The sequence below is a fragment of the Enterobacter sp. NFIX58 genome (genome assembly GCF_900110475.1).
Taxonomy (GTDB): domain Bacteria; phylum Pseudomonadota; class Gammaproteobacteria; order Enterobacterales; family Enterobacteriaceae; genus Enterobacter; species Enterobacter quasiroggenkampii.
This window is the reverse complement of record NZ_FODW01000006.1, coordinates 130,449-150,898: the sequence shown is the minus strand read 5'-3', so window position 1 is coordinate 150,898 and position 20,450 is coordinate 130,449. Positions and strand designations below refer to the sequence as shown.

The following is a 20,450-nucleotide window of genomic DNA, read 5'->3' as shown; positions in this document are numbered from 1 at the left end:
GCGTAGCCGCCACCCGGCATTAGCTTACAGAGCCTGGTGCTTCGTCTCGTGCGTCAGCAGCAGCGCAATCAGCGTCAGCGCCGCCATGGCCGCCAGATAGACGCCCACATAGAACAGACCATAGTTTGCCTGCAGCCAGGTGGCAATATACGGCGCTACGGAGGCGCCCAGAATAGACGAGACGTTATAGGAGAACGACGCGCCGGTATAACGCACTTCCGTTGGGAACAGCTCTGGCAGCAGCGCACCCATCGGGCCGAAGGTCAGCCCCATCAGGCTCAGGCCAATCAGCAGATAGGCCATCACCAGCGCCGGGCTGCCTGAACCCAGCAGCGGCGGGAAGACGAACAGAGCAAACAGAATGATCAGCGTGGTGATGGTAATCATGCTCGCGCGACGACCAAACTTATCCGCCAGCAGCCCCGCAATCGGAACCATCACGCCAAACCCGATCACTGCCATCATCAGCATCCACAGCACTTCGTTACGCGGCAGACCCAGCCCAACCGGCGCGGCGGCGGTACTGAAGGTCATGGAGTAAACGGTCATGATGTAGAACAGCGTGTAGGTGGCGAGCATGATAAACGTGCCCAGCACGGTCACGCGCACGTGTTTGGTCAGCAGCGTGCCCAGCGGTACTTTCACCTGCTTGTTCGCCGCGGCCACTTTCGCGAAAACCGGGGTCTCATGCAGAGAAACACGCACGTACAGGCCAATCAGCACCAGCACGGCTGAGAAGACAAACGGGATACGCCAGCCCCAGCTCATGAACTGTTCATCCGTCAGCAGCCAGGAGAGCAGCAGGAACGTCCCGTTGGCAAAGAAGAAGCCAATCGGTGCGCCAAGCTGGGGGAAAGAACCATACAGCGCGCGCTTGCGCGCCGGGGCGTTCTCGGTGGCCAGCAGCGCCGCGCCACCCCATTCACCACCCAGGCCCAGACCCTGGCCAAAACGCGCCAGCGCCAGCAGGACCGGCGCCAGAATGCCGATGGTCTCATACGTCGGCAGCAGGCCGATGGCCACGGTGGAGATCCCCATCGTCAGCAGCGAGGCCACCAGCGTCACTTTACGCCCAATGCGATCGCCAAAGTGTCCAAACAGCGCGGAGCCAATCGGACGCGCAACAAACGCGATAGCAAAGGTCGCCAGGGACTGCAGCGTGGCCGCCGTCGGATCGCCCTGCGGGAAGAAAATGTGCGGGAAGACGATGACCGCCGCGGTGGCGTAAATATAAAAGTCGAAGAACTCGATGGCGGTGCCAATCAGCGAGGCGACGACAACTTTATTGCGCGAATTTACCGGAACGTTTTCCGTTTCTGAGTCGAGTGTGGTGGCGGTTGCTTGCATAATATTTTCTTATTTTTGTCGAACGAAAGGCCATATTACGCACAGCAAAAGCGACATTTCAATCTGTAACAAAGCCGCGACCTGGTGATAAAAGCAACAAAAAGCGGATAATTTTCAGGCCAGCCAAAACACGTCTATGAAATGCTTCACAGATTTTAAATATCAGTCATTAAAACTGGTTTTCGGTTAAATAAAAGTTACGGACTGGATTTATATGCTGAAATGATGAATCGGGCTGAAATTTCAGCCCGGGAGTAGCGTTACCGGTGCGTTTTACCCGGCATTCTCGGGTCGTCTTTGTACTCGGCAGTGGCAATCCATGCTGCGCAGAACAGGGTTAAACGTGCGAAGAAATAGAAGAACGCCATTAACCCCAGCACCGAGCCGAACGCCGCGCCGGAAGGGGATTTCACCAGTGACGGCAGGGTGTAGGTCATCACGATTTTGATCACCTCAAAGCCGATCGCCGCGATCAACGTGCCGCGGATCAGCGCCTTCTTGCGCGGACGATGACGGGGCAAGCGCCAGAAGATCCAGAAGAACAGCAGATAGTTGGCGAAGACAGAAATCGCCAGCCCAATGCTGCGCCAGGCGGGCTTCAGCCATTCGATGTAATCAAGATAGAGCGCGGAGATGATCATCTGCTGCGCGGAGCCCGCCACGGAGGTAATGGAAAGCGTCACGATGAGCGCGACGAGCAGGCCAATCAGCGAAACAAAATCACGGAGATACTTAACCCAGATTTTCTCCTGATCCTGCGGCTTGCGCTCCCAGACGTCGCGCGACTGGGCGCGAATGGCCTCGCGCAGGTTGCCCATCCAGTTAACGCCGGAGTAAAGGGCAATCAGCAAGCCGACGATACCGACGGTGGTACGCTGCTGCACGGCGGTATTGATGGTGCTTTTGAGCGTGCTGGCAAGGGTTGGGTCACTGACGTTATTCAGGATCTTATTAAAGATATCCTGCAGCAGCGTCGGGTGCGAGGCGAGCACAAAACCGGCCGCCGCAAACGACACCATCAGGATCGGGATCATCGACAGGAAGGAAAAATAGGTGATGGCGGCACCAAACTGGTTTCCCATGCGGTCATTAAAGCGTTCGGTCGCGCGTATCAGATGCGCAATCATGGGAAACTGCTGAATTCTGGCGACAATGCCGGTGACGGTCCCCAGTGCTTTACTGGCGGTACCAGGGGACCTGGCCTCTTCAGGCCCGGTTTCCATCTTTTTGACGGGCTCATACTCTAAATGTTGGGTGGGTCGTTGCGGGTTGTTTTCCGGCGTCACGCGTCTTTTCCTTTTCGTTTGGCTGGATGTTATTGAATTATAGCTTGCGACTAGTCCACGTAAGCTTTTGTGAGTTCGGTCAGCCACTCCATGAACAGATGTACCCGGCGGGAGAGGTTGCGCCGGTGGGGATAAATCAGGGAAACAGGCATCGGTTCGGCCCGGTATTGCGGGAGGATCTCAACCAGCTTCTTCGCGCGCAGCAAATCTCGCACCCCAACCCGCGGAACCTGAATGATGCCCAGCCCGGCGAGGCAGGCAGCCTGGTAGGTTTCGGTGCTGTTAACGGTCAATACCCCGCCTGTTTTTATCCACTGCGTCGCACTGCCGTTATAAAACTCAAAGCCCTGCGGGCGAGTTCCCAGCATAGCGGTGTAGTGAATGACGGCGTGCGAGCCTAAATCGTCCAGCGTGTCCGGGTAGCCAAACCGCGCCAGATAGTCCGGACTGGCGCAGTTAATCACCGACAGCTTGCCCAACGGTCGGGCGATAAGCCCTGAATCCTTCAGCGTGCCGACGCGTACCACGCAATCAAACCCTTCGCGGATTACATCCACCAGACGATCGCTGCTGCTAAGTTCCAGCTCAATGCCCGGATAATGCTGCAGAAACGCAGGGAGTTTGGGGATGACTAAATTTCGAGCAACGGCGACGGGCATATCCACGCGAAGCCGTCCGCTGATGCTGGAGGGATCGTGCTGAAACATCCCGTCGAGTTCATCAAGGTTTGCCAGCAGATCTTTTGCCCGTTCGTAATAGACCATGCCGTCCTGCGTCAGGCTGACGCGACGCGTGGTGCGGTGCAATAGCTGGGTGCCAAGCCGGTTTTCCAGGGCCTGAATCTGCCGCGAAACGCTGCCTTTTGGCAGCGTTAAAGTTTCTGCCGCGCGGGAAAAACTCTCCAGTTCCGCGACGCGGACAAACAGCTGCATTGCGTGAATTTTATCCATAGATGAAGCTCATTGTTGTTTCCGATGAAACAGTGAAGCGTTTTAACCCACCTTTATTGATCTTCTATCACCTAATAAGCTCTTACTCAATCTCCATAACAGCCAAAACGAGGTTTATGATGACTGAACGTATCGCATTAGTGACGGGTGGTAGCCGTGGTTTGGGTAAAAACGCGGCCTTAAAGCTGGCGGCAGACGGCACGGGAATTGTGCTGACCTACAACCGTAGCCAGCAGGAAGCGCTGGCGGTTGTGCATGAAATTCAGCAAAAAGGCGTTAACGCGGCGGCAATACAGCTTAACGTCGGAGAAGTCACAAGTTTTGATCATTTTGCCCAACAGCTTCAGGAAACCCTCCGAACCGTCTGGCAGCGTGAAACCTTTGACTATTTATTGAACAATGCCGGAACGGGTTTATATGCGCCCTACACCGACACGACAGAAGCCCAGTTTGATGAGGCGCTGAACATTCATTTCAAAGGACCTTTCTTCCTCACCCAGCGCCTGCTGCCGTTGCTTAACGACGGCGGACGGATCCTTAACGTCTCCAGCGGACTGGCCCGTTTTACCCAGCCGGGCTCGGGAACCTACGCGGCGATGAAGGGGGCGATGGAAGTGCTGACGCGTTATCAGGCGAAAGAGCTGGGGGCGCGCGGTATTTCCGTCAATATCATTGCGCCCGGTGCGATCGAAACCGACTTTGGCGGCGGACGCGTGCGCGACAACGCGGAGCTGAACCAGATGCTGGCATCCCAGACGGCGCTGGGACGGGTGGGGCTGCCGGACGATATTGGCGATGCCATTGCGGCACTGCTCAGCGACAAACTGGGCTGGATGACTGCGCAACGTATTGAAGTCTCAGGCGGCATGTTCCTGTGATGTATGCGCTTAAGGAAATCCTTAAGACGAATGTGTCCAGATACTGACAGATATAAAGAACACTGGGGATTTGTAACGGCTCCATTCGTTGAGTTTTTTCTTAAATAACGCCTCTGTAGAATCCCCCTTCGCTATTCTCAGAGGGGAAAAAACGATGCGAGTAATCATGTTTGACAGGCAGTCACTCTTTATTCACGGAGCGATACACAGTCTTCAGGCGCTAATCCCGGAAATAACTATAACGGGGACCTGTCAGGCACAAGATTTATGGGCTCAGGCTTCTGCTTCGCCGTCAGCTATCGTCATGATTGATGGGAATTTAATTCAGGACGAAGGGAGCGCTTTGCTGGAAGCGATCGTGCATCGCTTTCCGGCGATACGCGTGATTCTGGTTTTGGCGAAAAAAGAGGCCAGATGGGTGGAGCAACTGCGACAGCGAAACGTCATGGCCATTATTCCCCGCAATGCCAGTCCCGAACGGTTTTCCGCCGTGCTGGATTCGGTATCTCGAGGGATGATCTGTTTTCCCGGAGAGTGGGTCCGAGAGCCGACGTCGCCTCAGGCGTTATTATCCTTAAGCGAGCGCCAGCGAGAAGTGCTGAAACTACTGGCGGCGGGGGAGTCAAATAAAGAGATTGGCCGCAATCTCAACATCAGTGCAGCCACGGTAAAAGCGCACCTTGAGGCGCTTTTCCGGCGGCTGGACGTGAAAAACAGAACGCAGGCAGCCATGTACTATACCCGGGCGACGGCCTGAATAAGCGCGTCGGGGAGCGACGTTATCTCTCCGAAACTGAATATCATCATGACCAGCGCATCATGCTGCTGTTGGGTTAATGGACGTGTCAGATTTTCCCGCAGCAGCGTCTCACACAGCCGTATATCTTCATGCAGCAAATGGTCTGCCTCCAGCGGTGTAACAGGACCGTGAAAATGTTCCTGGTCACGGATAACGTGGCCATAGCCGATAACCCATAATCCGTGTTCGTCACGATATTTTTCCAGAGAAAGACCCTGATGTTTTTTTATTAACGCGATGGCGGCAGATGATATTTTCAGCCCATGCTCTTTCATATTCGTTTCCTCTTAATGGCGACACTGTAGAGGAAACGGCTTACGAGAAATATCCGCCAAATGGCTGTTGATCACGCCTTGTTATTCAGATATTCATGCCGCAATAAACCAAATAACCAGTCATTATGCCAATGCCCCGCAAGGAAATAGCTTTCGCGTAATTCGCCCTCCAGACGAAAGCGGACTTTTTCCAGCACACGTCGTGAGGCGATATTGCCCGCCGTGACGGTGGCGGTAAGTCGGCGTATATCGCCTTCTTCAAAGGCATAGCGGCAAAGCGCCTGCAGGGATTCGAAGCCGTAGCCTTTTCCCTGCGCCTCGGGGGCGAAAAGGAAACCCACTTCGGCACAATCCACCTCCCGATGAATATACCCGGTGACACCCAGCGGGGCCCGGGAGGCGGCGTCACGCACGACGAGGCGGTCTTCCGCCACAAAGCGCATGACGTCGGGATGTTGCTGTAATGCCAGAAAAAAGGGCCAGTCTTCTTCCTGCAAAGGTGAGCAGTTCAGGCGAGGGGTAATTAAAACGGGCATTCAGATTCTCCTGACACTTTTTAAATGATTTTAGGGTTGTCACTTTATTTCAACAGAAAGTCAGGTATGGTTAACCGCGTATAAATAAAAAGAAAAAAGGCCGTCTCGTGCCCATTCCGGATGTCTTCGTTGTCGCTTAAGGAAAACAATGACTCTCAGCACATCACATCATATTCGCGAACAGTTCGAACACTGTCTGGCGGTCATTCGCCATGCGTCGGTGGAAATTTTGCTTCTTCTGAATGTACATGCATCTGAGGGCAAAGATCCACGCTGGTTTCTGGAACAACTGGACAGCGCGCGATTAGCCCTGGGCGGCTGGGGAGCCGTGGCGAAAAAACTCAACCTGAATGATGCCGAGATGTCGGAATTTACGCTCCAGCTGCGCCTGCTGCAGCAGCGCGTGCCGCAGTATGAAAGCGGACAGGATGTGAGTGAAAACCAGCTGATTGCGGCGATGCGCTTTGTCACCGCGCTGGAGCACCTTCGCCTGCAGCAGCCGCTGTTGACCTACAGCACGGAGCTGTCTCCGGGCAGCGAACTCCAGCAGCAGCAGGCGCACAAGCAGGTGCGGGCGATAGAGCTGATGATAAAAGGGCTCATCCAGCAGGCCTGGCCCGATCAGGTCAAGCTGAACAACCATCTCAAGACTTTGTTTAACGCCGATCGCGTACGGCGCTGGCTGAAGCTGGGCGAGATCAACGATGTGCTGAGCGGCATGATGTTCAGCGAGCTGGCACAGATGCTGGTGGATAAAAAGGAGTTCAGCCGCTATTACGCTTCGCTGTTCAGCGATCCGTCCATGCTGACGCTGCTGGTTGAACCGCGTAAAACACTGCAAACCTTCCTCGATGACATTCGGCAAATTCGCAACAACATCACCGTTCAGAAAACGTTGAGCTCGGCGCAAATTCAGCTGCTGGATAACTACTACGCACAGATCGCGCGGCCCGTTCAACGCGCGTTTGAAGAGGGGAGAACGCGCGTCAATCCGGCGGGATTCATGGCGGTAGATGCCAGCGAACTGCATACCTTCTGGGAAAAGGCGCAGAAAATGGATCGGGTCACCGGCGGGGATCTGTTTGAAGTCCGCGACACCATTGAAAAGCCGACCCAGCGCGCGCCGCGCACCCCCGAACAACGCGAGCAGCTCATTTCCGGTGCGTTATGGGGGGCTGTTGGCGTTATGGTGATTGCCATCGTGGCCGGGGGATTCTGGCTGGTGACCAGCAGTAAACCGCAGCCTGCGGCCGTCAGCGCGGCTGAAGCGGCACCACCACAGGAAATGCGTGAAACGCCTTCCTCGCGCGAAACGCTCACGCGGATGGGAGTGACCTGGGACGAGAATAATTTCCGCTCGGCCATTAACCGCAATGACACCCGCGTGACCCAGCTCTTTTTGCAGGGCGGTATGGACTGGAAGCTGTCCTGGACCGAAGAGGCGATGTCGGCAGGCTATGACGACGTGCTGGAGCTGATGTTACGCTACCGGCAAAACATGGTGGAGGAAAAGCCGTGTCGGCGCTTCATCAATACGCTCAGCCACGCAATGTCGAACGGCGAGTCTCTGACCTCGGTACGTAAAGAGTACCTCAAAGCTTTCTGCACCGTGCCTGCGGTGGTGAAACGCCAGCAGCACGATCTCGACATGGCCACACGGCGTGCGAAGTCACAGCCGGATGCCACCACCAAAAAATGGCAGTCCATTCAGAGCGCCATTTATGAGGTGATCCGCTAAGTTGTTCTCCCTCTCCCAGTGGGAGAGGGCCGGGGTGAGGGCACCAGACCGCACCCTGCTTAAGGCTCCCCATACAACCCAATCAGCCGCCGCACCACGCCGTTTGTCCAGCCAAAACCGTCCTGCAGCGGATACTCACCCCCGCCACCTTCGCGCGGGGTGCTGCTGGCGATGTGGTACTTCTCAATCAGCTTATGGTGCGTCTGATAAAAATGGTTCACCGTATGCAGCCAGCTCCAGGCGATCTCATCCCCCAGCGAGTCGTTGCCATACTGCTTGAACCCCTGAATCGCCATCCACTGCAGCGGCGCCCAGCCGTTGGGTTTATCCCACTGCTCGCCGGTTTCATACTCGGTCGCCAGAATCCCGCCCGGCGTGAGCAGTCGTGCCTTGACCGCATCCGACAGGCGCTCAGCCTGCTCATGGGTCGCCATACCGACATACAGCGGCACGATGCTGGCGGCAGAAAACAGTGCCAGCTCTTCACGTCGCCAGTCGTAGTCGCGGTAACAGCCGCTCTCCTCGTCCCACAGATAGCGGTTCACCGCCTCGCGACGATCGCTGGCTTTCTGGCGGAACAGGTCGGCCGTCTCTTTGTCCCCTTTCGACGCCGAGATGTTGGCAATGGCGCTTTCCAGCTTGAACAGGAAGGCGTTGAGGTCGATGGGGATAAACTGCGTCGTGCGGATGCTGGCGAGCCGCGACGGATCGCGCAGCCAGCGGGACGAATAGTCCCAGCCGGACGCCGCCCCCGCCCGCAGGTCGCGATAGACCTCGTTTGGCGGTCGCCCCGAGTGGCGCGCGGTTTCCACGTCCTCAATCCACGATTCGTCGCGCGGGGTATCACGGTCATCCCAGTAGCGGTTGAGCAATGAACCGTCCGGCATGCGCACGGCGCTGCGGTAGGCCTGGTTAAGCAGCAGCGACTCCGCGCCGTCCATCCAGAAGGCGTACTCCATTTTGAGGTGATCCAGATAGCGTTTCGCACCGCGCACGCCGTCCTCCTCAAACAGTTCCACCATCAGCGCAAAGACTGGCGGCTGGGAGCGGCTGAGATAATAGGTACGGTTGCCGTTGGGGATATGCCCGTAGCGTTCAATCAGCCAGGCGAAGTTGTCCGCCATGCACTTCAGCAGGTCGTTACGACCGCTCTCCGCCAGCCCCAGCATGGAGAAATAGGAATCCCAGTAGTAGGTCTCGCTGAATCGTCCGCCGGGAACGATATAGGCCTGCGGCAGCGCCAGCAGAGAAGACCAGGGAATATGATCCTGCGGCTCGCGCGTCAGCACCGGCCACAGGTTATCAATGTGCTCCTTCAGGGAGAGGCCCGGGTCGGAGACATACTCGGTGCCGAACGTTTCCGGCATCCAGAAGTGGTTCTCCACAAACTGGCGCAGGTCGAAGTCCCGGTGGCGTCTGACCTTGCGGTAGCGGATCAGGATATCCAGCGGATCCATTTTCGGCGCGCAGTCGGGGAAGGTTTTGCTGTCCGCAAACAGCCGCGTCGACTGCACATGCTCGAACAGTTCAAGATAGCGGTCTGCGGGCGTCAACGCATCGGAGGCGGGTAGCCCCTCGATCATTTCGGGTTCCGGCTCCGCCTCAATCATTTCATCCAGTTTCAACTCGCAGGGATCGGTCTCGTAGCGCAGCTCTTCTGCAATCTCGAATTCGATGTTCTCGGTAGCCTGTAGTTTCTGGTTGAACATGGTGATAGGGACCTCCGGTTGTGTGTTCAAAAGACAGGTTTATCCGGGCGTCTTATAAGCGTAGACATTCGCTTCGGTAGAGGGGGAGGAATATGTGCGGTAGATCACTATTTTCGGAGCATTCGTTTTGCAACGATTTATGTATGTTAACAGTAGCCTCTCCAGGAGAGGCTACAGAACAAGAGGCGAGCCTGCCGGATCAAAGGCCTTGTTTTAGCCGCGTAGCAATCGGTTCAAATTCCTCGGTAGAATGGCGCTTGAGCGTATCAGGTGCGTTATCCTCAATGGCTTTCCAGTAGGCCCACGGCACCGGTTTTTTTCCCAGCTCATAGTCCATGGCGTCCCAGGCATCTTCACGAAACGCATAAAATGCCCAGTGTGCATGATGTTTGTCGAGGACGGTCAGGACATCTTTAAGCCACTGCCTGCAGCCCTGCAGCGTACGAACGCAGCCAAACTCTCCCGCGACAACCCGGTTGGCCGGAACACCGTGCTGTTTCGCCCAGTCAAAGGGCGCGTTCATCCATTTCTCTATGGCCGTAGCGTCCCATTTCACCTTTTTACCGCCGAACGTGACCATGCCGGGATAGTCGAACGGCACTTTGCGGCGTGCATTTGGCGCGCTGGTGAAATCATAGGGCTCGTACATGTGGAAGCTGTAGAGCACCCGCTTATCCTCAAGCGCGGACGGCCAGCCAGAAAAACCACGCGCGGAGGCGTACCAGCCTCCATCGACCATAATCGGTGTGGTGGCATCGACCTCGCGGATGGCGGCAATAATCTGATTGTAGAGAGCGGGAAGGTTACGCGCCGTGCTTTGCTGCTGCTGATACCAGGTTTTTAACGCCTCTGGCGACGCCTGCTCGCTAATGTTGCCTCTTTTTTCAGGCGCGGGTTCATTGACCAGGTTCCAGGCCGCAATGCCCGGTTCGTCCTTCAGGGCCTGGGCCAAATCACGCCAGAACTGAGCGGCTTCCTGCCAGTATTTTTTATCCTGCCAGATGCGGTCATCAAACTGGTTATTGTTATTTTGCGCCCAGCGCATGCCGGGTAAAGAGAGTGGGGCAATAACGACCTGTAGCCCGGCCGCGTGGGCTTTCCTGATGGAGGCTTTGAGCGTCGCGAGGTCTGCGGCCTCGAGCCCACGGTAGCCGTCGGCGTTGCCGAGAAGAAAATCTCTCCCGGCAGGTTTCCATTTATCATAAGAGAGGCGAACCCACGTCGCGCCATAGCCTCGCAGCGCGTCATAGTATTCCTGCGTGGGTGGCAGGCGGTTAAAGCTGTTTCCGCCGTGCTGAGGGGTATCCCAGAAGGTGATTTGATCGGATGAGGAGGCAGCAAAGCAAAAAAGAAGTAGGGTCAACCCGATAAGCGCTTTCATCTCAATTCCTTTTTAGCGTGATGATGATTTTATATTCGCCGGGATGATGAGGCTTTGTCTTTAAATTATCGAGCCATATAAAAAAACTGGCCCGCAAAGGCCAGTTTTGATGACGTGCTTTCCTGCGAAAAGCCCTTAACGCATGGTCACAAACTCTTCCGCCGCCGTTGGGTGGATTGCCACGGTGTTATCGAAATCTTTTTTCGTTGCGCCCATCTTCAGCGCCACGGCGAAGCCCTGCAGGATCTCGTCCATGCCGAAGCCGATGCCGTGGATACCGACAATCTTCTCGTCCGGACCGACGCAGACCAGCTTCATGCGGCACGGCTGACGGTGCGAGGTGACGGCGGTATACATCGCGGTGAAGGCCGATTTATACACTTTCACCTGCTCGTCGCCATACTGCTCGCGCGCCTGCGGCTCGGTTAAGCCGACGGTGCCGATTGGCGGGTGGCTGAAGACCACGGTCGGGATGTTGCTGTAGTCCAGATGCTCGTCCGGCTTGTTGTTAAACAGGCGCTCGGAAAGACGACGACCCGCCGCAACGGCCACCGGGGTCAGCTCAACCGCACCGGTATTGTCGCCGACCGCGTAAATGCCCGGTACGCTGGTGTTCTGGAATTTATCGACGACGATATAGCCTTTTTCGTCGGTTTTCACGCCGGTCACGCCCAGGTTGAAGTTATCGTTCGCCGGTTCACGGCCAATCGCCCAGATCAGGCAATCGACGGTCTGGCTGCGGCCATCTTCCAGCTCCAGCGTCAGGCTGCCGTCTGCATTTTTTACGACCGCTTTTGGCACGGCGTTGGTATGCAGTGTTGGACCTTCGGTGTTCATCACTTCAACCAGTGTATCAACAATCAGCGGATCGAAGCTGCGCAGCGGCGCGTGTTTACGCACGAACAGGTGCGCTTCAGCCCCCAGACCGTTAATCACGCCAGCCAGCTCCACCGCGATGTAACCCGCGCCCACCACGGCAACGCGTTTTGGCAGGGCAGGCAGTTCGAAGAAACCGTCGGAGTCGATGCCGTATTCCACGCCCGGGATGTTCGGGTGGCTTGGACGACCGCCGGTAGCGATCAGGATGTGATCGGCGGTGATCGTCTCACCGTTCACTTCGATCGTTTTCGCATCAACGAAGCGAGCGAAACCGTGGATAACGTCGACGTTATTTTTGCCCAGCACGTTGTCGTAGGAGGTATGAATACGGTCGATGTAGGCGGTACGGCTGGCGATCAGCTTGTCCCAGTCGAAGTGGTTGATGGTGGTGTCAAAGCCGTAGTCCGGGCCATACATGTGGATAGCTTCACGGATTTGCGCCGCATGCCACATGACCTTCTTCGGTACACAACCCACGTTCACACAGGTGCCGCCCAGCGCTTTGGCTTCAATCAGCGCGCACTTCTGGCCGTACATGGCCGCGCGGTTGATGGAGGCGATGCCGCCGCTGCCGCCGCCGATGGCGATGTAGTCATAATGCTTAGTCATAGCTTTTGTCCTTAATCGTGAATTGCCGCGATTGTATACCTGAAATCAATAGTTTCCACCGATGGCTGCGATTACTCCGGCACGATCCAACTGACGGAGGTATGGCCCGTACCGGCTGGCACCAGCGTTTTGTGCAGCCACGGCAGCACGTTGTTCATCTGCGCTTCGAGCTTCCACGGCGGGTTAATGACGATCATGCCCGAGGCGGTCATGCCGCGCTGGTCGCTGTCCGGACGTACCGCCAGCTCGATCTGCAGAATTTTGCGGATGCCGGTGGCTTCCAGGTCTTTGATCATGCGTTTGATTTGCGCACGCAGCACCACCGGATACCACAGGGCGTATGTCCCGGTGGCGAAGCGTTTGTAGCCTTCGTGGATACCGGTCACCACCGCCTGATAGTCGGTTTTGATTTCGTACGGCGGGTCGATCAGCACCAGGCCACGACGGGAGACCGGCGGCAGCTTGGCTTTCAGCTGCTGGTAGCCGTCGGCTTTTTCCACGCGGGCGCGGCTGTCTTTCTGAAATTCAGAGCGCAGCAGCGGGAAGTCGCTCGGGTGCAGCTCGGTCAGCTGGATGCTGTCCTGCTCGCGCAGCAGCTGGCGGGCAATCAGCGGGGATCCAGGGTAGTAGCGCAGCTGGCCGTTGCGGTTGAAGTGATTCACCACGCCGATGTACGGCTCCAGCTCGGCAGGCAGGTCGTCCTGCTGCCAGATGCGGGCGATCCCTTCCAGATATTCACCGGTACGCTCGGCATGCTCACCGCTCAGCTGATAACGGCCCGCGCCCGCGTGGGTGTCCAGATAGAGAAACGGCTTCTCTTTCTCTTTGAGCGATTCGATGATCAGGCTCTGAACGGTGTGTTTAAGGACGTCGGCGTGGTTGCCTGCGTGGAAGCTGTGGCGATAACTGAGCATGGGTAATGATATTCCGCTGAATTGACGATTTGCCACAGTTTACAGCAGAACGGCGCAGATTACCCGTAGGCCCGGTAAGCGCAGCGCCACCGGGCTCTTTTCGACAACGTCCGGCATTGAAATCCTCTACACTTAACCCCATTCTAGATCGCATATGCACAGCGCCGGATGCGCGCTTCATTCATCTTATTCAACAGGACAGCGTTTATGACCAATCCATTACTGACGCCTTTTTCGTTGCCGCCGTTTTCTAAAATCCTCCCCGAGCATGTGGTTCCAGCCGTTACGCAATCGCTGGACAACTGCCGCGCGGCGGTAGAAAGCGTGGTAGCGCAGGGCGCGCCGTACACCTGGGAAAATCTGTGTCAGCCGCTGGCCGAAGTGGACGACGTGCTGGGGCGCATCTTCTCCCCGGTGAGCCACCTGAACTCGGTAAAAAACAGCCCGGAGCTGCGCGAAGCCTACGAGCAAACCCTGCCGCTGCTCTCTGAGTACAGCACCTGGGTCGGCCAGCACGAAGGGCTCTACAAAGCCTACCGCGACCTGCGCGACGGCGACCATTATGCCGAACTGAACACGGCGCAGAAAAAATCAGTCGATAACGCCCTGCGTGATTTTGAGCTATCCGGGATTGGCCTGCCAAAAGAGAAGCAGACCCGCTACGGTGAAATCGCCGCGCGCCTGTCCGAGCTGGGCAACCAGTACAGCAACAACGTGCTCGACGCCACCATGGGCTGGACGAAGCTGATCACCGACGAAGCGGAGCTTTCCGGCATGCCGGAAAGCGCTCTGGCGGCGGCAAAAGCGCAGGCCGAGGCGAAAGAGCGGGACGGCTTCCTGCTAACTCTGGATATCCCGAGCTATCTGCCGGTGATGACCTACTGCGACAACCAGGCGCTTCGCGAAGAGATGTACCGCGCCTACAGCACCCGCGCCTCCGATCAGGGGCCGAATGCCGGTAAGTGGGACAACAGCCCGGTCATGGCGGAAATCCTCGCCCTGCGCCACGAGCTGGCCCAACTGCTGGGCTTCGAAAACTACGCCGATAAATCCCTCGCCACCAAAATGGCGGAAAATCCGCAGCAGGTGCTCGACTTCCTGACCGATCTGGCGAAACGCGCCCGTCCACAGGGTGAAAAAGAGCTGGCCCAGCTGCGCGCCTTCGCGAAAGCGGAGTTCGGCGTGGACGAACTGCAGCCGTGGGACATTGCTTACTACAGCGAAAAACAGAAGCAGCACCTCTACAGCATCAGCGACGAGCAGCTGCGCCCGTATTTCCCGGAAAACAAAGCCGTTAACGGCCTGTTTGAAGTGGTGAAGCGCATCTATGGCATCACCGCCAAAGAGCGTACCGATATCGACGTCTGGCACCCGGACGTGCGCTTCTTCGAACTGTATGACGAGAAAAACGAACTGCGCGGCAGCTTCTACCTCGATCTCTACGCGCGTGAGAACAAGCGCGGCGGGGCGTGGATGGACGACTGCGTGGGCCAGATGCGTAAAGCAGACGGTTCGCTGCAGAAGCCGGTCGCCTACCTGACCTGTAACTTCAACCGTCCGGTGAACGGCAAACCTGCGCTCTTTACTCACGACGAAGTGATCACCCTGTTCCACGAGTTCGGACACGGTCTGCACCATATGCTGACCCGCATCGAAACCGCAGGCGTGGCCGGTATCAGCGGTGTGCCGTGGGATGCGGTCGAACTGCCGAGTCAGTTTATGGAAAACTGGTGCTGGGAGCCGGACGCGCTGGCGTTTATCTCCGGTCACTATGAGACCGGCGAACCGCTGCCGAAAGAATTGCTGGATAAAATGCTGGCAGCGAAGAACTACCAGGCGGCGATGTTTATCCTGCGTCAGCTGGAGTTCGGCCTGTTCGATTTCCGCCTGCACGCCGAGTTCAGCCCGGAGCAGGGCGCGAAAATTCTTGAAACCCTGGCCGAGATTAAAAAGCAGGTTGCCGTTATTCCTGGGCCAACCTGGGGCCGCTTCCCGCACGCGTTCAGCCATATCTTTGCAGGCGGTTACGCGGCAGGTTACTACAGCTACCTGTGGGCCGACGTGCTGGCTGCGGATGCCTTCTCTCGTTTCGAAGAAGAGGGGATCTTCAATCGCGAAACCGGCCAGTCGTTCCTCGACAATATCCTGACCCGCGGCGGTTCCGAAGAGCCAATGGTGCTGTTCAAACGCTTCCGCGGACGCGAGCCGCAGCTGGATGCGATGCTTGAGCATTACGGGATCAAAGGCTGATTGTTACGTGAAGATCTGCTTAGTGGATGAAACGGGCGCCGGAGACGGTGCCTTATCTGTTCTGGCCGCCCGCTGGGGGCTAGAGCACGATGATGAAAACCCGATGGCGCTGGTGATGACCACAGCGCATCTGGAGTTACGCAAGCGCGACGAACCGAAGCTCGGCGGGATTTTTGTCGATTTTGTCGGTGGTGCCATGGCGCATCGGCGCAAGTTCGGCGGCGGTCGCGGCGAAGCGGTGGCTAAAGCGGTTGGGATTAAAGGAAGCTATCTGCCGGACGTGGTGGATGCCACGGCGGGGCTGGGGCGCGATGCGTTTGTGCTGGCATCTGTCGGCTGTCGGGTGCGGATGGTGGAACGTAATCCGGTGGTGGCGGCCCTGCTCGACGACGGTCTGAGCCGTGGCTACGCGGACCCGGAAATCGGCCCGTGGTTGCAGGAACGATTGCAGCTGATCCACGCCTCGAGCCTGACGGCGCTGACCGATATCACCCCGCGCCCGCAGGTGGTCTATCTCGACCCGATGTTTCCGCACAAGCAGAAAAGCGCGCTGGTGAAGAAAGAGATGCGGGTGTTTCAGTCTCTGGTGGGGCCTGATCTGGATGCGGATGGCCTGCTGGCGCCGGCTCGCCAGCTGGCGACGAAGCGGGTGGTGGTGAAGCGCCCTGACTATGCGCCGCCGCTGGCGGACGTTGCCACGACCAATGCGGTGACCACCAAAGGGCACCGGTTTGATATCTACTCAGGCACGCCGGAATAAAAAAAGCCGGGTGGCGGCTTCGCCTTACCCGGCCTACAGTTAGTGCCGCTTGTAGGCCCGGTAAGCGTTAGCGCCACCGGGCTTTTTTGCACTTACTCGTCTTCTTCGTCACGCAGTGGAACAATCAGCATATCCACGTGGACGGTATTAATCAGCTGGCGCGCGGAAGACATCAGCTTGCTCCAGAAGTCCTGATGGTGACCGCACACCACCAGGTCCATGTCATATTTCTTGATCGCGTCAACCAGTACCTGGCCCAGGTCGCCGCTGCCGCTCAGGGTTTCGGTAATCGGGTAGCCTGCGTTAGTGGACAGTTCGCTCAGGGCGTGGTGCGTCTCTTCGGAGATACGCTTCTGCATATCGCCCAGATTGACGTCGATCAGACCGGTGTAGAGGTCGGAGTAATTCACATCAACGTGAATCAGCGAAACTTTCGCGTTGTAGGGACGTGCCATGGATACCGCTTTATCAACCAGCACTTTGCTCTCCGGGGAGAGGTCTACCGCGATGAGAATGTGTTTGTAAGCCATAGTGTTACTCCTTCCTTAAGTTATCGATGACTAAATGGGAAAGCCGTCGTCTGATGCTTTCATTACGGCCCAGTTAAACATATTTTTCAAGCTTTGGTGTTGATAACGATTAACCTTGTGGCAAAAAAATTAACGGATCTCCTACACTATTAAATGAGCCGTTCGGATATTAAAACGCGAACCGGATCGACTTTTGGTCATTCTTTCACTGAACTGTCTGTCAGGGCATTGGGGTGCGGTAGCTCAGAAGCCTTGCTTCGTGGGCGGACGCCGGGGAGGATGTATGATTAGCACCGTCGCATTGTTTTGGGCGTTATGCGTGGTTTGCATAGTGAATATGGCGCGCTACTTCTCATCGTTACGTGCGCTGTTAGTGGTACTTCGTGGTTGCGATCCGTTGCTTTATCAGTATGTGGACGGTGGAGGGTTCTTCACCTCGCATGGACAGCCCAGCAAACAGATGCGTCTGGTGGGATATATTTACTACCAGCGCTACCGCGATCATCACGATGAAGAGTTTATCCGTCGCTGCGAGCGCCTGCGTCGTCAGTTCATTTTAACCAGCGCCCTGTGTGGCCTGGTCGTGGTCAGCATGATTGCATTGATGATTTGGCACTGAGCATAAAAAAAGCGGGTCAGTTTCCTGACCCGCTTTTTTGTCGCCTTCAACCGATTAAATCAGCTTCAGCGAAATCCAGTACAGCCCGCCAGACAGCAGGATGGATGCCGGAAGGGTGAACACCCAGGCCATCAGAATGTTGGTCACGGTTTTGCGCTGCAGGCCGCCACCGTCAACAATCATGGTACCTGCCACGGACGAGGAGAGTACGTGGGTGGTGGATACCGGCATACCGGTGTAGCTCGCCAGACCGATAGACACTGCCGCCGTCATCTGCGCGGACATACCCTGCGCATAGGTCATGCCTTTCTTACCGATCTTCTCGCCGATGGTGGTCGCCACACGGCGCCAGCCAATCATCGTACCGATACCGAGTGCCAGTGCGACCGCCATGATGATCCAGATTGGCGCGTACTCAATGGTGTTGAGCATATCGCCTTTCAGTTTCTTCAGGAGACGCTGGTCGTCAGCATTCACGTCAGGCAGCTTCGCCACTTTATCCGTTACATCAGAGATGCACAGCATAATGCGACGCAGCTGACCACGCTGCTCAACGGTCAGTTTGTCATAACTTTCGATATTGCCCAGCATGCCTTTGGCACGTTCCAGCGCGTTAATCGCGTTTGCCGGATGGCAGTGGAATTCGCCAGGCGCGGTGGTAGCACCGGCTTCCGGAGACGGAATCAGCTGGTCAACGCCGGTCGCTTTTTTCAGCAGCTCAGGGTGCTGCTGGAAGTAGGTTTCAACGTTGTTGACCGCATCACGGGTCCGGGTGATTTCGTAGCCGGAGGCGTTCATGTTAACCACGAAGCCTGCCGGAGCAACGCCGATCAGTACCAGCATCACCAGACCAATGCCTTTCTGACCATCGTTCGCGCCGTGTGAGAAAGCGACACCGATTGCGGAAATGATCAGGGCGATACGCGTCCAGAATGGCGGCTTTTTCTTGCCGTCTTTCTTTTCACGCTCTGCTGGCGTCAGGTGAATACGGGAGCGTTTTTTGGTATTGCTCCAGTAACGACGCAGGATGAAGATCAGCCCGCCTGCCACCACCAGACCCACGATAGGGGAGACGATGAGAGAGGCAAAGATCCCCAGTACTTTCGGGATATTTAACGCATCAACAACCGATGTACCGGTCATGAGGGCGTTGGTTAACCCGATACCGATAATCGCGCCGATGAGGGTGTGAGAACTGGATGCAGGCAGGCCGAAATACCAGGTACCGAGGTTCCAGATAATTGCAGCAAGCAGCATTGAGAACACCATAGCGAGGCCATGGCCAGAACTTACGTTAAGCAGCAGATCTGTTGGCAGCATATGCACAATGGCATACGCAACGCTCAGTCCGCCCAGGAGGACACCAAAAAAGTTAAATACCGCCGCCATAACAACCGCAAGCTGCGATCGCATTGCGCGAGTGTAAATAACCGTCGCTACTGCGTTTGCAGTGTCGTGGAAGCCGTTGATCGCTTCGTAAAACAGTACAAAAACCAGAGCAAGCAAGAGTAAAAGCCCGGTATGTAAATCCAGGCCGGCAAACAAATGTAGCATAGGACGTTACGCCATTTTGAGGACATGAACGCGGCGCATTATCCAGGACAAATGCGCAACGGGCAAAGTGAAATATAGACTTTTTTTGACATACCACCTGAATTGAGAAAAGTGCCTGAAAGGATATTCTTTAAATTTCAATGGAATGGCTTTGTAATATCTTTTTACGCTGGTGTGACCACAGAGGAAACTTTACAATCCGCGGCAGTTAACAAAGAGGGTTTTGACGTGGAAAGGTTTGATGCCGTGGTAATTGGCGCCGGTGCGGCGGGTATGTTTTGTGCGGCAATGGCCGGACAGGCGGGTCGTCGCGTGCTGCTGCTGGATAACGGTAAAAAGCCAGGCCGTAAGATCCTGATGTCCGGCGGCGGGCGCTGCAACTTTACTAACCTGTATGTTGAACCCGCGGCCTATTTGAGCCAAAACCGTCATTTTTGTAAATCTGCGCTGGCGCGTTATACCCAGTGGGACTTTATCGACCTGGTGGGTAAGCACGGTATCGCATGGCATGAGAAGACGCTGGGTCAGCTGTTCTGCGACGACTCCGCGCAGCAGATTGTCGATATGCTGGTGGCCGAGTGCGAGAAGGGCGGCGTGGTCATGCGCCTGCGCACCGAGGTGCTGGAGGTTTCCCGCGACGACCAGGGCTACACGCTGCAGCTCAACGGCGAAACCGTCAGTGCCGATAATCTGGTGATCGCCAGCGGCGGCCTCTCTATGCCGGGGCTGGGCGCTTCCCCGTTCGGCTATAAGATTGCCGAACAGTTTGGCCTGAACGTTTTGCCTACGCGCGCCGGGCTGGTGCCGTTCACGCTGCATAAACCGCTTCTGGAACAGCTTCAGACGCTGTCTGGCGTGTCTGTTCCCTCTGTTATCACCGCCGAAGACGGCACGGTGTTTCGCGAAAACCTGCTTTTTACCCATCGCGGCCTCTCCGGCCCGGCGGTTCTGCAAATCTCCAGCTACTGGCAGCCGGGGGAGTTTGTCACGGTTAACCTGCTCCCGGACTGCGATCTCGATGCGTTCCTCAACGAGCAGCGTACCGCGCACCCGAATCAAAGCCTGAAAAACACCCTGGCAATGCAGTTGCCGAAGCGTCTGGTGGAGTGTTTGCAGATGCTGGGGCAGATCCCCGACGTGTCGCTTAAGCAGCTTAACAGCCGCGAGCAGGAGACGCTGGTGGAGACCCTGACAAACTGGCGCGTGCAGCCAAACGGCACGGAAGGCTACCGCACCGCGGAAGTGACGCTGGGCGGGGTCGACACGAATGAACTCTCTTCCCGCACCATGGAAGCGCGCAACGTACCCGGGCTCTATTTTATTGGTGAAGTGATGGACGTCACCGGCTGGCTCGGCGGATACAACTTCCAGTGGGCATGGGCAAGTGCCTGGGCATGTGCTCAGGCGCTGGCAGAAGACAAGTGATATCAGCGCGC

18 protein-coding genes are annotated in these 20,450 nt (G+C 56.6%); 7 read left to right on the top strand and 11 right to left on the bottom strand.

The window, feature by feature from the left end; translation table 11 throughout:
- Window positions 1–24: 24 nt before the first annotated feature.
- From BMW97_RS20690 to BMW97_RS20680, 3 genes are all read right to left on the bottom strand, one after another.
- Entirely contained in the window at window positions 25–1,347 is a 1,323-nt protein-coding gene (locus BMW97_RS20690; RefSeq protein ID WP_023617091.1) for an MFS transporter, read from the bottom strand.
- Between the two features lie 260 nt (window positions 1,348–1,607).
- Window positions 1,608–2,633, bottom strand: a complete 1,026-nt coding sequence (gene yhjD, locus BMW97_RS20685; RefSeq protein ID WP_045909058.1) for an inner membrane protein YhjD — start codon at window positions 2,631–2,633, stop codon at window positions 1,608–1,610.
- A 50-nt stretch (window positions 2,634–2,683) separates the two neighbouring features.
- Window positions 2,684–3,583, bottom strand: a complete 900-nt coding sequence (locus tag BMW97_RS20680) for a LysR family transcriptional regulator (RefSeq protein WP_045909057.1) — start codon at window positions 3,581–3,583, stop codon at window positions 2,684–2,686.
- Between the two features lie 119 nt (window positions 3,584–3,702).
- On the opposite strand from BMW97_RS20680, the gene BMW97_RS20675 reads away from it, so the two are divergent.
- Both BMW97_RS20675 and BMW97_RS20670 read left to right on the top strand, forming a co-directional pair.
- Window positions 3,703–4,461: an SDR family NAD(P)-dependent oxidoreductase gene (locus BMW97_RS20675; RefSeq protein ID WP_045909056.1), complete on the top strand. Its 759-nt coding sequence runs from the start codon at window positions 3,703–3,705 to the stop codon at window positions 4,459–4,461.
- A 154-nt stretch (window positions 4,462–4,615) separates the two neighbouring features.
- Entirely contained in the window at window positions 4,616–5,218 is a 603-nt protein-coding gene (locus tag BMW97_RS20670; RefSeq protein ID WP_045909055.1) for a response regulator transcription factor, read from the top strand.
- Here the strand turns inward: BMW97_RS20670 and BMW97_RS20665 are convergent.
- Both BMW97_RS20665 and BMW97_RS20660 read right to left on the bottom strand, forming a co-directional pair.
- Window positions 5,197–5,535 carry a lysozyme gene (locus BMW97_RS20665; protein ID WP_045909054.1) on the bottom strand — a complete coding sequence of 113 codons (339 nt, stop codon included), beginning with the start codon at window positions 5,533–5,535 and terminating at the stop codon, window positions 5,197–5,199. The genes BMW97_RS20670 and BMW97_RS20665 overlap by 22 nt on opposite strands.
- A 71-nt stretch (window positions 5,536–5,606) precedes the next feature.
- The gene (locus tag BMW97_RS20660) at window positions 5,607–6,071 is read right to left on the bottom strand and encodes a GNAT family N-acetyltransferase (RefSeq protein WP_090393113.1); all 465 of its coding nucleotides are present in this window, start codon (window positions 6,069–6,071) and stop codon (window positions 5,607–5,609) included.
- Window positions 6,072–6,219: 148 nt separating this feature from the next.
- Here BMW97_RS20660 and BMW97_RS20655 point away from each other — a divergent pair, with 148 nt between their 5' ends.
- Entirely contained in the window at window positions 6,220–7,809 is a 1,590-nt protein-coding gene (locus BMW97_RS20655) for an STY4199 family HEPN domain-containing protein (protein WP_045909052.1), read from the top strand.
- 59 nt (window positions 7,810–7,868) lie between these two features.
- Here BMW97_RS20655 and BMW97_RS20650 read toward each other — a convergent pair whose 3' ends face one another.
- The 4 genes from BMW97_RS20650 to BMW97_RS20635 form a co-directional block, all read right to left on the bottom strand.
- Window positions 7,869–9,518, bottom strand: a complete 1,650-nt coding sequence (locus BMW97_RS20650; RefSeq protein ID WP_024908843.1) for an alpha,alpha-trehalase — start codon at window positions 9,516–9,518, stop codon at window positions 7,869–7,871.
- Window positions 9,519–9,717: 199 nt separating this feature from the next.
- Window positions 9,718–10,899 carry a glycoside hydrolase family 5 protein gene (locus tag BMW97_RS20645; protein WP_082087747.1) on the bottom strand — a complete coding sequence of 394 codons (1,182 nt, stop codon included), beginning with the start codon at window positions 10,897–10,899 and terminating at the stop codon, window positions 9,718–9,720.
- A 135-nt stretch (window positions 10,900–11,034) separates the two neighbouring features.
- On the bottom strand, window positions 11,035–12,387 hold the full coding sequence (gorA, locus tag BMW97_RS20640; RefSeq protein ID WP_045909050.1) for a glutathione-disulfide reductase: 1,353 nt from the start codon (window positions 12,385–12,387) through the stop codon (window positions 11,035–11,037).
- Between the two features lie 71 nt (window positions 12,388–12,458).
- The gene (locus BMW97_RS20635; protein ID WP_008503119.1) at window positions 12,459–13,301 is read right to left on the bottom strand and encodes a 23S rRNA (adenine(2030)-N(6))-methyltransferase RlmJ; all 843 of its coding nucleotides are present in this window, start codon (window positions 13,299–13,301) and stop codon (window positions 12,459–12,461) included.
- Between the two features lie 207 nt (window positions 13,302–13,508).
- On the opposite strand from BMW97_RS20635, the gene prlC reads away from it, so the two are divergent.
- Complete coding sequence (prlC, locus tag BMW97_RS20630) at window positions 13,509–15,551, top strand: oligopeptidase A (RefSeq protein WP_045909049.1); 2,043 nt, start codon at window positions 13,509–13,511, stop codon at window positions 15,549–15,551.
- Between the two features lie 7 nt (window positions 15,552–15,558).
- Window positions 15,559–16,311 (top strand): 16S rRNA (guanine(1516)-N(2))-methyltransferase RsmJ, encoded by a 753-nt coding sequence (gene rsmJ, locus BMW97_RS20625; RefSeq protein WP_045909048.1) that lies wholly within the window; start codon window positions 15,559–15,561, stop codon window positions 16,309–16,311.
- Between the two features lie 92 nt (window positions 16,312–16,403).
- Here the strand turns inward: rsmJ and uspA are convergent, their stop codons facing one another.
- The gene (gene uspA / locus BMW97_RS20620) at window positions 16,404–16,841 is read right to left on the bottom strand and encodes a universal stress protein UspA (RefSeq protein ID WP_003861223.1); all 438 of its coding nucleotides are present in this window, start codon (window positions 16,839–16,841) and stop codon (window positions 16,404–16,406) included.
- A gap of 283 nt (window positions 16,842–17,124) precedes the next feature.
- Between uspA and uspB the strand changes: the two genes are divergently transcribed.
- On the top strand, window positions 17,125–17,460 hold the full coding sequence (uspB, locus tag BMW97_RS20615; protein WP_003861224.1) for a universal stress protein UspB: 336 nt from the start codon (window positions 17,125–17,127) through the stop codon (window positions 17,458–17,460).
- 54 nt (window positions 17,461–17,514) lie between these two features.
- On the opposite strand, the gene pitA is transcribed toward uspB, so the two are convergent.
- Complete coding sequence (pitA, locus tag BMW97_RS20610) at window positions 17,515–19,014, bottom strand: inorganic phosphate transporter PitA (RefSeq protein WP_008503116.1); 1,500 nt, start codon at window positions 19,012–19,014, stop codon at window positions 17,515–17,517.
- Window positions 19,015–19,242: 228 nt separating this feature from the next.
- Between pitA and BMW97_RS20605 the strand changes: the two genes are divergently transcribed.
- On the top strand, window positions 19,243–20,439 hold the full coding sequence (locus BMW97_RS20605) for a BaiN/RdsA family NAD(P)/FAD-dependent oxidoreductase (protein WP_045909077.1): 1,197 nt from the start codon (window positions 19,243–19,245) through the stop codon (window positions 20,437–20,439).
- The last annotated feature ends 11 nt before the right edge of the window (window positions 20,440–20,450 follow it).

Excerpts from the sequence above, each read along its gene's own strand:
- BMW97_RS20690 (WP_023617091.1), bottom strand. The coding sequence starts at position 1,347 with ATGCAAGCAACCGCCACCACACTCGACTCAGAAACGGAAAACGTTCCG.
- BMW97_RS20680 (WP_045909057.1), bottom strand. The coding sequence starts at position 3,583 with ATGGATAAAATTCACGCAATGCAGCTGTTTGTCCGCGTCGCGGAACTG.
- BMW97_RS20675 (WP_045909056.1), top strand. The coding sequence starts at position 3,703 with ATGACTGAACGTATCGCATTAGTGACGGGTGGTAGCCGTGGTTTGGGT.
- BMW97_RS20670 (WP_045909055.1), top strand. The coding sequence starts at position 4,616 with ATGCGAGTAATCATGTTTGACAGGCAGTCACTCTTTATTCACGGAGCG.
- BMW97_RS20665 (WP_045909054.1), bottom strand. The coding sequence starts at position 5,535 with ATGAAAGAGCATGGGCTGAAAATATCATCTGCCGCCATCGCGTTAATA.
- BMW97_RS20660 (WP_090393113.1), bottom strand. The coding sequence starts at position 6,071 with ATGCCCGTTTTAATTACCCCTCGCCTGAACTGCTCACCTTTGCAGGAA.
- BMW97_RS20655 (WP_045909052.1), top strand. The coding sequence starts at position 6,220 with ATGACTCTCAGCACATCACATCATATTCGCGAACAGTTCGAACACTGT.
- BMW97_RS20650 (WP_024908843.1), bottom strand. The coding sequence starts at position 9,518 with ATGTTCAACCAGAAACTACAGGCTACCGAGAACATCGAATTCGAGATT.
- BMW97_RS20645 (WP_082087747.1), bottom strand. The coding sequence starts at position 10,899 with ATGAAAGCGCTTATCGGGTTGACCCTACTTCTTTTTTGCTTTGCTGCC.
- gorA (WP_045909050.1), bottom strand. The coding sequence starts at position 12,387 with ATGACTAAGCATTATGACTACATCGCCATCGGCGGCGGCAGCGGCGGC.
- BMW97_RS20635 (WP_008503119.1), bottom strand. The coding sequence starts at position 13,301 with ATGCTCAGTTATCGCCACAGCTTCCACGCAGGCAACCACGCCGACGTC.
- prlC (WP_045909049.1), top strand. The coding sequence starts at position 13,509 with ATGACCAATCCATTACTGACGCCTTTTTCGTTGCCGCCGTTTTCTAAA.
- uspA (WP_003861223.1), bottom strand. The coding sequence starts at position 16,841 with ATGGCTTACAAACACATTCTCATCGCGGTAGACCTCTCCCCGGAGAGC.
- uspB (WP_003861224.1), top strand. The coding sequence starts at position 17,125 with ATGATTAGCACCGTCGCATTGTTTTGGGCGTTATGCGTGGTTTGCATA.
- pitA (WP_008503116.1), bottom strand. The coding sequence starts at position 19,014 with ATGCTACATTTGTTTGCCGGCCTGGATTTACATACCGGGCTTTTACTC.